The sequence below is a fragment of the Mycobacterium sp. genome, from assembly GCF_036488105.1.
Lineage (GTDB): Bacteria > Actinomycetota > Actinomycetes > Mycobacteriales > Mycobacteriaceae > Mycobacterium.
On sequence record NZ_DASXHW010000468.1, the window covers coordinates 1 to 11327 of the forward strand.

Below are 11327 nucleotides of genomic sequence, written 5' to 3' on the forward strand. Positions count from 1 at the left end.
CGTCATCCAGGCGTCGTCGTCCCACCGGTAGTCGCTCACGTTCACCCGCGAAGCGGTGTGCGGCGGCACCTCGGTGGCGAATGCCATCGGGTCGGCACGGTCGGTGATCGAGCCGTCGGCGCCGTGCACCCGGAACTTGTACAAGCCGTCGTGTGCGAAACCGGGCCAGAACAACTCCCAGACACCCGACGAGCCGAGCACCCGCATCGGTGCCTCGTTGCCGTTCCAGCCGTTGAATTCGGCGATCAGGCTGACGCCTTTGGCGTTGGGCGCCCACACGGCGAATGACACCCCATCGACCACACCGTCGGCGGTGGTGAACGAACGGGGATGCGCACCAAGGACTTCCCATAGCCGTTCGTGGCGACCCTCGTTGAACAGATGCAGGTCGACTTCACCCAAGGTCGGCAAGAAGCGATAGGCGTCCGCGATCGTCTGAGTGCCGCCGCCGTCGTAGACCACTTCGAGGCGGTAGTCGATCAGGTTGACGAACGGCAGCGCCGCCGCGAACAAGCCGGAGTCGATGTGCTGCAACGGGAACCGGTCGGCGCCCACCAATGCGACCACGCTGGTGGCGTGCGGCCGGAAGGCCCGGATAACGGTGTGGTCGTCGTATTCGTGGGCGCCCAGGATGCCGTGCGGGTTGTGATGCTCGCCGGCGGCCAGGCGGGCCAGGTCACTGGGCTCGGGCGCCAAACGGGCTTGGGCGATTTGTTCAGTGGACTTCATTGCGGCGTTACCTTCGGCACAGTAGCGGGATTCGTGCTTCGGACGGTATGAGCGGCATGTTGATGACGTGGGCGACGGCGTGACCAGGGTCGATCCGAACGTAGTTGGCCGCTCCCCATTGGTATTCCTCGCCGGTGATCTCGTCTCGTACCCAAAACCGCTCATGGTGTTCCATACCCAATGCGGGCATGTCCAACCACAACGTCGCATCCTCCGGCGCGAATGCGTTGAGCGTCACCACGACCAGCACGCAGTCACCGGTGGCGGGGTCGAACTTGCTGTACGCCAGCAACGCATCATTGTCGATGGCATGGAAAGTGATGTTGCGCAGTTGCTGCAATGCTGGATGTAGTCGACGAATGCTGTTCAGCCGCGCGATGAATGGCTCCAGCGAGCGCCCGGCCGCTAGCGCGCCGGCGAAGTCGCGTGGCCGCAACTCGTACTTCTCCGAGTTGAGGTACTCCTCGCTGCCCTCGGCGACGGCGTGGCCCTCGAACAGCTCGTAGCCGGAATACACCCCCCAGGCGGGGCTCATGGTCGCCGCCAGCACCGCGCGTATCCCGAACATGCCCGGCCCGTTGTGCTGCAGACTCGCGTGCAAGATGTCGGGGGTGTTGACGAACAGGTTGGGACGCCGGTAGTCCGCGATTTCCGGTATCTGCTGGCCGAATTCGGTCAGGTCCTGCTTGGAAGTGCGCCAGGTGAAGTAGGTGTACGACTGCGTGAATCCCAGTTTGGCGAGCCCGTATTGGCGGGCCGGCGGCGTGAACGCCTCAGACAGGAACAGCACGTCTGGATCGGCGGCTTTGGCCTGGGCGATCAACCAGGCCCAGAAATTGGGCGGCTTGGTGTGCGGGTTGTCGACGCGAAAGACCTTGACCCCGTGGTCCATCCAGTATCGCACCACGCGCAGCACTTCGTCGTAGAGGCCGGCGGGATCGTTGTCGAAGTTGATCGGGTAGATGTCCTGGTATTTCTTCGGCGGGTTCTCGGCGTAGGCGATGGTGCCGTCCGGTAATTCGGTGAACCACTGGCGGTGGTTTTTGGCCCACGGGTGATCCGGCGCGCATTGCAGCGCCAAGTCCAGGGCCACCTCCATGCCCAGATCGTCAACCGCGGCGACGAACCTGTCGAAGTCGGCGATCGTGCCCAGCTGCGGATGCACCGCATCGTGGCCACCCTCGTCGCTGCCGATCGCCCACGGCGATCCGACGTCACCGGGCGCCGCCGTCGCGGTGTTGTTGCGGCCCTTGCGGTGAACCTTGCCGATCGGGTGGATCGGCGGCAGGTACACGACGTCGAAGCCCATCTGCGCGATCCGGGGCAGCGCCGCGGCCGCGGTCGCGAAAGTGCCGTGCACGGGATGGCCGTCGGCGTCCCAGCCGCCGGTGGAACGGGGGAACATCTCGTACCAGGATCCGAAGCGGGCCAGCGGTCGGTCCACCCACACCCCGTACTGCTCGCCGCGGGTGACCAGCTCGCGCAGCGGAAACTGCGTCAGGAGTGCGTCGATGTCGGCGCTCAGCGCCAGCGCGGCGCGCGACACCGGATCGCCGGGCGCTTGCAGGGCCTTCGCGGCGGCCAACAGCGGCTGGCGCCGACTACGCGGAACCCCGGTGGCGGCGCGTTCTAGCAGCTGAGCACCGACCAGCAGGTCGTTGGACAATTCGCTTTCGCCCTGGCCGGCGTCCAGCTTGGCCTCGACGGCGTGCCGCCAGGTGTGAATCGGGTCGCCCCAGCCGTCCACCCGGTAGGTCCACAGCCCGATGCGGTCAGGCGTGAAGACGCCGTGGAAGACGAAAGGTTCGACGCCGTCGGGAGCCATGGGGACATGTAGCGGCTTGACCTTCACCACCGGATCGGCGGCGGGTTCAGCCAGCGCGGGAGCCTGCACCGCCTTGAGCCGCCGGGTTTCACCCACCTGTGGATACCGCGGACCCAGGTAACGCACCACGAGCGTCGCCGCCACCGCGTCGTGTCCCTCACGCCACACCGACGCGCGCACCGGGATCACCTCGTCGACGACGGCTTTTGCCGGGTAGGCGCCGCACGACACGACGGGCGCGACGTCATCGATCTCGACACGACCGGGCACTGCTACTCCTTTGCGAGTCGATAGTCGGTTGTCGTCCTGGGCGCCGTCGACTCCGCCACCTGCGCGTCTTCGAGAACCTCTCCGCGCCCAATACCCACCGTAGTGTCGAGCCACACCTGAGGCTTGGTGGCGCGGATTGTTCGGGAGGCGAAACCTGCCCCGTCGTCAGTAAGGTAGTGACGCGTGAAAGCCCTCCGTCGGTTCACGGTCCGTGCCCACCTCCCGGAACGCCTGGCGGCGCTCGAACAGTTGTCGATCAACCTGCGATGGTCGTGGGACAAACCCACGCAGGAGCTCTTCGAGGCGATCGATCCGACGCTGTGGGGCCAGTGCGGTCGGGATCCGGTTGCCCTGCTGGGGGCGGTCAGCTCGGCCCGGCTCGACGAGCTGGCCCTCGACGGCGGCTTCCTGGACCGTTTGGATGGATTGGCTGCTGAACTCAACGATTATCTGAGCCGACCGCTGTGGTACCAACAGCAACAGAGCAACGGCACCCCGATGCCCAACGGCATCGCCTACTTCTCAATGGAGTTCGGTGTCGCCGAGGTGCTGCCGAACTACTCCGGCGGTCTGGGAATCCTGGCCGGCGACCACCTGAAGGCCGCATCGGATCTCGGATTACCGCTGATCGCGGTCGGCCTGTACTACCGCTCCGGCTACTTTCGGCAATCGTTGACCGCGGACGGCTGGCAGCACGAGACCTATCCCGCACTGGATCCGCAGGGGTTGCCGCTTCGACTGCTCACCGACGACGCGGGCGCGCCGGCGCTGGTTGAGCTTGCGCTGCCGGACTCCGATCGGCTGCGGGCCCGGATCTGGGTCGCGCAAGTCGGGCGGGTACCGCTGCTGCTGCTGGACTCCGACATCCCGGAGAACGACCACGAGATGCGCGGGGTCACCGACCGCCTCTACGGCGGCGACCAAGAACATCGCATGCAGCAGGAGATCCTCGCCGGGATCGGCGGCATACGGGCGATTCGCGCGTACACCTCGATCGAAGGTCTGCCGGCGCCCGAGGTTTACCACATGAACGAGGGCCACGCCGGATTCCTCGGCACCGAGCGGATCCGCGAACTGGTCGATGCCGGTTTGGATTTCGACACCGCCCTGACTGTGGTGCGCTCCAGCACGGTGTTCACCACGCACACCCCGGTGCCCGCCGGCATCGACCGGTTTCCGCATGCGATGGTGCAGCGGTATTTCGCCGGCAACACCGCAGACGGCGCCGGTATCGCCGCCGGCTCGGTGCTGCTGCCCGGCGTGCCAGTGGCCAGGATCTTGGCGCTGGGCGCCGAGGACGATCCGGAGAAGTTCAACATGGCCCACATGGGTCTGCGGCTTGCCCAGCGCGCCAACGGTGTTTCGCTATTGCACGGTGAAGTGAGCCGGTCCATGTTCAACGAACTATGGCCGGGATTCGACGCAGACGAGGTGCCGATCGGGTCGATTACCAACGGCGTTCATGCCCGCACCTGGGCGGCGCCGCAATGGTTGCAGCTAGGCCAGGAACTGCTCGGGTCGGACTCGTTCAGCGACCCCGGCGTCTGGCTGCGCGTCAATGAGGTCGACGCGGGTCACCTGTGGTGGATCCGATCACAACTGCGGGCGCTGCTAGTCGAGGATGTCCGGGCGCGGCTGCACCGCTCGTGGCTGGAACGGGGTGCGCCAGAGGGCGAATTAGGTTGGATAGCGACCGCATTCGACCCGGACGTGCTGACCATCGGGTTCGCCCGGCGCGTGCCGACGTACAAGCGTCTGACGCTGATGCTGCGCGACCCGGACCGGCTGGAACGGCTGCTACTCAACAAGGACAAGCCGATCCAGCTGATCGTCGCCGGCAAGTCCCACCCTGCCGATGACGGCGGCAAGGCGCTGATCCAGCAAGTGGTGCAGTTCGCCGACCGCCCCGAAGTGCGTCACCGGATCGCGTTCCTGCCCGATTACGACATGTCAATGGCCCGGCTGCTGTATTGGGGCTGCGACGTCTGGCTGAACAACCCGCTGCGGCCGTTAGAGGCCTGCGGCACTTCGGGAATGAAGAGCGCGCTGAACGGCGGGCTGAACCTGTCGATCCTCGACGGGTGGTGGGACGTGTGGTACGACGGCGAGAACGGCTGGGCGATACCGTCGGCCTCCGGGATCGCCGACGAGGAACGTCGCGACGACCTGGAGGCGGCCGCGCTCTACGACCTGTTGCAGAAGTCGGTGGCGCCGAAGTTCTACGAGCGCGACGAGCACGGAACTCCGCGCCGGTGGATCGAGATGGTGCGCCACACGTTGCAGACGCTCGGCCCGAAAGTGTTGGCCTCCAGGATGGTTCGCGATTACACCGAAAGCTACTATCTGCCGGCCGCGGAGTCGCTGCGCAGGACGGTCGCCGTCGACGGTGACGGCCAGTCCGCGTTCGATCCTGCTCGCGAGCTGGCGGCCTACCGTCGGCGCGCGTACGAGGAGTGGCCGCACATCCAGATCACCGACGTCGACAGCACCGGGCTGCCGGACACTCCAGTGCTCGGATCGAAGCTGACGCTGACCGCGACCGTGCAATTGGCCGGGCTGCGGCCCGAGGAGGTCACCGTTCAGGCAGTGGTCGGCAGGGTGAATACCGGCGACGCGCTGGTGGATCCGGTCACCGTTGACATGCCCTATACGGGCACCGCGGCCGGCGGCGACCACATCTTCTCCACGACAACGCCGTTGCCGGTGGCCGGGTCAGTGGGCTACACCGTGCGGGTGCTGCCGAATAACCCGATGCTGGCCTCGGCCGCCGAGTTGGGTTTGGTCACGCTGGCCTGATCTAGGCGCTCCTCAACAGAACTCGAGGTTGACACCCCACTGCCCGTACGCGCGGTACGGCGGGGAGTCTTGGGCAGGGCCAACTTTCGGGTTCCAGTAGGTGACGGTGAACGGGCCACCCAAGCCTTGATGGGCATCGACGATGCGGCCTTCGCCGCCGCTTTCCGGGTTGAACCGCGACCAACTGATCGACTGCAACGACGGCGGCATGCTCGGCGTGCAACCGCGCTGCACCCGGTTGTAGATCGCCGTCACAGCTTGTTCTGCATCGGCTTGATCACCGGGGTAGGCCTGCGCCACAGGGGCGGCGACGATGCCGGCTGCCAGCAGGGCCGGAACGGCGAGAAATTTGTTCATCGCGATGTTCCTTCCGCGCGGGCGCCCGTCGTCTTGGTTCGGCAGCAGGGCCTTACCAAAGCACACCTGCATGCCATTCGGGCGATTTTGCTCCATGCACACGTCACGGAGGGGTGGCGTCACCGGCGCTGCGCAATCGCTCCAGCGCGGCACGCACCGCCGCGGCATCGGTGGTCGCCCAGAACGGCGGCAGCGACGCGCGCAGGTAATTGCCGTAGCGGGCGGTGGCCATCCGCGAGTCCAGCACCGCGACCACGCCACGGTCGTCGATGCCACGCAGTAGCCGTCCGGCTCCTTGGGCCAGCAGCAGCGCGGCGTGACTGGCCGCGACGGCCATGAACCCGTTGCCCCCGGCGGCGGCGACCGCCCGCTGCCGGGCCGACAGCAGCGGATCGTCGGGACGCGGGAACGGGATGCGGTCGATGATGACCAACGACAGCGATGGGCCGGGCACGTCGACGCCTTGCCACAGTGACAGCGTGCCGAACAGCGACGTCGCCGAGTCGGCGGCGAACTGCTCGACCAGCGTCGGGGTGCTGTCGTCGCCCTGACACAGCACCGGCGTCGACAGCCGTTCGGACATCGCCTCGGCGGCCGCGCGTGCGGCCCGCATCGACGAGAACAGCCCGAGCGTGCGCCCGCCCGCCGCGGTGACGAGTTCGGCGATCTCCGTCAGTTGCTCGGCCGAACCGGTGCCCTCGCGGCCCGGTGGCGGCAGATGGGCTGCGACGTAGAGGATTCCGGCCTTGCCGTGCTGGAACGGTGACCCGACGTCGATTCCGCGCCAAGGCATTTCGGTGTCAGCCAGCCCCCACGCCTTGGCCATCGCGTCGAACGAGCCGCCGACGGTCAGCGTCGCCGAGGTCAACACCGCCGTCGAGTCGGCGAACAACCGGGTGCGCAGCAGTCCGGACACCGACAGCGGCGCCACCCGCAGCACACTGCGCGTCGACCCGCGGTTGTCCTCGTGGTCCAGCCAGACCACGTCGGTGCGGTCCGGGATCGCCGGCCCGAAGGACACCAGGATTCGCGTTGCGGTGTCGGCGATCTCGGCAAGGCTGGCGACCGCCTCGGCGCGCGCCGAGGCGGCCTTGGCGTCGGTGGGCGACGTGTCGATGGTGGACCGCGCGGCGCTGGCCGCGTCCCGCAGCGCCGCAAGGTGGGTGGTGAGCTCGTCGTCGAGGTGGTCGATGCGACCGGCGGACGTGTCCTGGATGGCCGCGGTGAAGTTGGCCGATGCCCGTTCCCATCGCTGCATGAGCTCCGGCTCGACGAGCCTGGCCGTGCGCCGCGAGGCGACGCCGAGCGCGGTCGCCGACAGCTCGCCGGTAGCCACCGCGGTCACCCGGTCGACCAGGTCGTGCGCCTCGTCGACGACGAGTAGCTGATGTTCGGGTAGGACGGCGGAGTCGGCAACGGCGTTGATGGCCAGCAGCGCGTGGTTGGTGACGACAACGTCAGCCCGGGCGGCGGCTCCTTTTGCCCGTTCGGCGAAGCATTCGGTGCCGAACGGGCAGCGGGCCATGCCCAGGCATTCCCGGGCGGACACGCTGACCTGTCCCCACGACCGGTCGGCGACGCCGGGCTTGAGGTCGTCGCGGTCGCCGGACTCCGTCGTCGACGCCCAGGCGGTGAGCCGCTGCACGTCACGGCCTAACGCGGTGGCTGCCTGCGGCGAGAAGAGTTCCTGAGGCTCGGCACCGGCGTCGGCCGCAGCGCCGCTGTGAATCTTGTTGAGGCACAGGTAATTCTGTCGACCCTTCAACAAGGCGAAGCGTGGCTCGCGGGGGAGCGCATCGCTGAGCGCGTCGACGAGCTGAGGCAGGTCGCGATTGACCAGTTGGCGTTGCAGGGCAATCGTCGCGGTCGACACCACCACCGGGGCGTCGTCGGACACCGCCCGGTTGATCGCCGGAACCAAGTACGCCAACGACTTTCCGGTGCCGGTGCCCGCTTGCACCGCCAGATGCTCGCCGGTTTCGAAGGCGCGGGCGACCGCGTCGGCCATCTCCAGTTGGCCGCTGCGTTCGCTGCCGCCCAGTGCCGCCACCGCAGTGGCCAGCAGCTGCGTGACGGGCGATGGCGCGTCGTCGGTCGTGGCTACTCCTCCGTGTCGGTCGGGGGGCGTCGGGCCGGGATGTGCGTCGTGGGAATCGCCGGGTCGCCGTGCGACAACATCAGACCCTCCCACGGCAAACTTCGCAAGCCCGACGCCACCAGCTCGCGTGCCACGCCCAGGTCCGTGTCGACGACCGCTTCGCCGCTGCGCACCAAGGGAATCGTCAGCACCCGCGACGGCTCGGTACTCGACGGCGGATGGCCCGCGGGATGCACGATCTCGTCGGTGATCGTGCCGGTCGAACGGGATAGCCGCAGCGCTGCTTTGCGGCCGCCGTGGGATTCCTTGCGGACGCTGCGTTTCTCGACCGGTATGCCGTCGACTTCGACCAGCTTGTAGACCATATTCGCGGTGGGGGCACCCGAACCGGTGACCAGCGAGGTGCCGATCCCGTAGCTGTCCACCGGTTCGGCACGCAATCCTGCGACGGCGAACTCGTCGAGATCGCCGGAGACCACGATGCGGGTTCGGCTCGCCCCGAGTCGGTCGAGTTGTTCGCGGACCTGGCGGGCCAGCACGCCCAGGTCGCCGGAGTCGATGCGTACCGCGCCAAGCCCGGTGCCGGCGGCCGCCACTGCGTTGGCCACGCCGGTCGTCACGTCGTAGGTGTCGACTAGAAGCGTGGTGTCGGCGCCCAGGGCAGCGACCTGTGCCGCGAACGCGCCCGGCTCGTCGGGTCCGTCCGGGCCGTCGTGCAGCAGCGTGAAGGCGTGCGCGCTGGTGCCCTCGGTAGGCACGCCGTAGCGGCGGTGAGCCTCGAGGTTGGATGTCGCAGCGAATCCCGCAAGGTAGGCGGCTCGCGCTGCGGCGACGGCGGCGTGCTCATGGGTGCGGCGCGAGCCCATGTCCATGATCGGCCGTCCTTGGGCGGCGCTGACCATGCGCGCAGCCGCTGACGCAACGGCGGTGTCATGGTTGAAAATCGACAGCGCCAGCGTCTCGAGCACCACGCATTCAGCGAAACTGCCGGTCACCGAAAGTACCGGCGAGCCAGGGAAATACAGCTCACCCTCGGCGTAGCCGTCGACGTCGCCGCTGAACCGAAAATCGCGCAGGTAAGCCAAGGTGTCCACATCGAGGAATTCCGCCAACGATTCGCACGCGACGTCGTCGAACCTGAACTCGGGCAACGCTTCCAGAAACCGTCCCGTCCCGGCCACCACACCGTATCGGCGTCCGTCCGGCAAGCGACGAGCGAACAGCTCGAACACCGACCGGCGGTGTGCGGTGCCGTCGCGCAGCGCCGCCGACAGCATGGTCAACTCATACCTGTCGGTCAGCAGCCCGGTGTAAACCGAGTTGTTCACACAGCAACGGTATCGGTTGCGCGACGGCGGCTCGGTATCCTGGAACCCATGGGTGCGTCAGCCCCGGCCAAGCCGGGAACGACCAGGCAGCGGGAAGCCGACGAGGTCGAAGCCACGGCCGCTCCGTGGGTGACCATCGTCTGGGACGATCCGGTCAACTTGATGAACTACGTGACGTACGTCTTCCAGAAGCTGTTCGGCTACAGCGAGCCGCACGCCACCAAGCTGATGCTGCAAGTCCACAACGAAGGTAAGGCCGTGGTGTCGGCGGGCAGCCGGGAATCCATGGAGGTCGACGTGACGAAGCTGCACGCGGCCGGGTTATGGGCCACCATGCAGCAGGATCACTGAGATCGAGTGCGCAAGTGGAAGCGGGTTGAGACCGCCGACGGCGCCCGATTTCGATCCGCGCTGGACGCGCACGAGGCGGCGTTACTGAAGAATCTGGTCGCCTCGATGATCGGATTGCTCGAGGAACGCGAATCGTCTTCTCCGCAAGACGAACTCGAACAAATCACCGGTATGAAGACCGGCAATTCCGAGCCGCCGGACAATGTGACCCTACAGCGGCTGCTGCCCGATTTCTCCAAGCCGGACGACGCGACGGGTGAGGCCACCGACAGCCTCAACGCCGCCTTGCGCAGCCTGCATGAGCCCTCGATCATCGACGCTAAACGCGTTGCGGCACAACAACTACTGGACACACTTCCCGACGACGGCGGCAAACTCGAGCTGACCGAGGACGTCGCGAACGCGTGGATCGCGGCCGTCAACGACCTGCGCTTGGCCCTGGGCACCATGCTCGACATCCGCCCCGACGGCCCCGATCGCCTGCCCGACGACCACCCGATGGCCCCGCACCTCGACGTCTACCAGTGGCTGACAGTGCTGCAGGAGTATCTGGTGCTGGCGCTGATGGAATCGCGATGAACGCGATCACCGACGTCGCAGGCATCCTGGTCGGCCACCATCACCGGCTCGACCCCGACGCGACGATGGGTGCGGGCTGGGCGAGTGGGGTCACGGTCGTCTTGACGCCGCCCGGCACCGTCGGCTCCGTCGACGTTCGGGGCGGGGCGCCCGGCACTCGGGAAACCGATCTGCTGGACCCGGCCAACAGCGTGCGCTACGTCGACGCGGTGCTGATCGCCGGCGGCAGCGCCTACGGGTTGGCCGCCGCCGACGGGGTGATGCGCTGGCTGGAGGAGCGCGACCGCGGCGTGGCGATGACCGGTGGCGTCGTGCCGATCGTGCCGGGAGCGGTGATCTTCGATCTTGAGGTCGGCGCGTGGGGCAATCGGCCCACCGCCGAATTCGGCTACGCCGCCTGCCAGACGGCTGGAACCGATGTGGCCGTCGGCACGGTCGGCGCCGGGGTGGGGGCGTGCGCGGGTGTGCTCAAAGGCGGCGTCGGGACTTCATCTACGACGCTGCCGTCCGGGGTGACCGTCGGGGCGCTGGTCGTGGTGAACTCCGCCGGCAACGTCGTCGACCAGAGCACCGGCTTGCCGTGGCTGAGCTACCTGGTCGCCGAACTCGGTCTGACGGCGCCGCCCGACGAGCAAGTCGCTGCCCTGGCCGAGCTCGAATCACCGTTGAGCTCGCTGAACACCACGATCGCGGTGGTCGCGACCGATGCCGCGCTGAGCCCGGCGGCCTGCCGGCACATCGCGAGCACTGCTCACGATGGGCTTGCCCGCAGCATCCGGCCAGCGCACACCCCAGTTGACGGTGACACGGTGTTCGCGCTGGCCACCGGCGCCATCGAAGTGGCGCCACCGGCCGACGTGCCGGCCGCGTTCTCACCGGAGACCGCCCTGGCCGGCGCCGTGGGTGTGGCAGCCGCCGACTGCCTGGCGCGCGCAGTGATCGAGGCGGTGATCGCCGCCGACGCCGTAGCCGACATACCGACCTACCGGGGCCT

Annotated in this window: 9 protein-coding genes; 4 read left to right on the top strand and 5 right to left on the bottom strand. The window is 67.6% G+C overall.

Annotation, left to right across the window (positions count from 1 at the left end):
* Both VGH54_RS24615 and VGH54_RS24620 read right to left on the bottom strand, forming a co-directional pair.
* Positions 1-729: GlgB N-terminal domain-containing protein (locus VGH54_RS24615; protein ID WP_414688791.1), on the bottom strand; the 729-nt coding region annotated here is incomplete at its 3' end.
* A gap of 7 nt (positions 730-736) precedes the next feature.
* The gene (locus VGH54_RS24620) at positions 737-2824 is read right to left on the bottom strand and encodes an alpha-1,4-glucan--maltose-1-phosphate maltosyltransferase (protein ID WP_331514748.1); all 2088 of its coding nucleotides are present in this window, start codon (positions 2822-2824) and stop codon (positions 737-739) included.
* A gap of 183 nt (positions 2825-3007) precedes the next feature.
* Here VGH54_RS24620 and VGH54_RS24625 point away from each other — a divergent pair, with 183 nt between their 5' ends.
* Positions 3008-5620, top strand: coding sequence for a glycosyltransferase family 1 protein (locus VGH54_RS24625; protein WP_331514749.1), 2613 nt, complete (start codon positions 3008-3010; stop codon positions 5618-5620).
* Between the two features lie 12 nt (positions 5621-5632).
* Here the strand turns inward: VGH54_RS24625 and VGH54_RS24630 are convergent, their stop codons facing one another.
* The 3 genes from VGH54_RS24630 to VGH54_RS24640 all read right to left on the bottom strand — a co-directional run bounded on the left by VGH54_RS24630 (position 5633) and on the right by VGH54_RS24640 (position 9403).
* Positions 5633-5977, bottom strand: a complete 345-nt coding sequence (locus VGH54_RS24630; RefSeq protein WP_331514750.1) for a hypothetical protein — start codon at positions 5975-5977, stop codon at positions 5633-5635.
* 103 nt (positions 5978-6080) lie between these two features.
* The gene (locus VGH54_RS24635) at positions 6081-8042 is read right to left on the bottom strand and encodes an ATP-dependent DNA helicase (RefSeq protein ID WP_331514755.1); all 1962 of its coding nucleotides are present in this window, start codon (positions 8040-8042) and stop codon (positions 6081-6083) included.
* A gap of 35 nt (positions 8043-8077) precedes the next feature.
* Entirely contained in the window at positions 8078-9403 is a 1326-nt protein-coding gene (locus tag VGH54_RS24640; RefSeq protein ID WP_331514751.1) for a nicotinate phosphoribosyltransferase, read from the bottom strand.
* A 48-nt stretch (positions 9404-9451) separates the two neighbouring features.
* Here VGH54_RS24640 and clpS point away from each other — a divergent pair, with 48 nt between their 5' ends.
* The 3 genes from clpS to VGH54_RS24655 all read left to right on the top strand — a co-directional run.
* A complete protein-coding gene (clpS, locus tag VGH54_RS24645; RefSeq protein WP_331514752.1) occupies positions 9452-9754 on the top strand; it encodes an ATP-dependent Clp protease adapter ClpS in 303 nt (100 codons plus the stop codon).
* A gap of 6 nt (positions 9755-9760) precedes the next feature.
* Positions 9761-10333, top strand: a complete 573-nt coding sequence (locus VGH54_RS24650; protein WP_331514753.1) for a DUF2017 domain-containing protein — start codon at positions 9761-9763, stop codon at positions 10331-10333.
* Positions 10330-11327, top strand: a 998-nt coding sequence (locus VGH54_RS24655) for a P1 family peptidase (RefSeq protein WP_331514754.1), incomplete at its 3' end; no start/stop codon positions are given. The genes VGH54_RS24650 and VGH54_RS24655, both read left to right, overlap by 4 nt.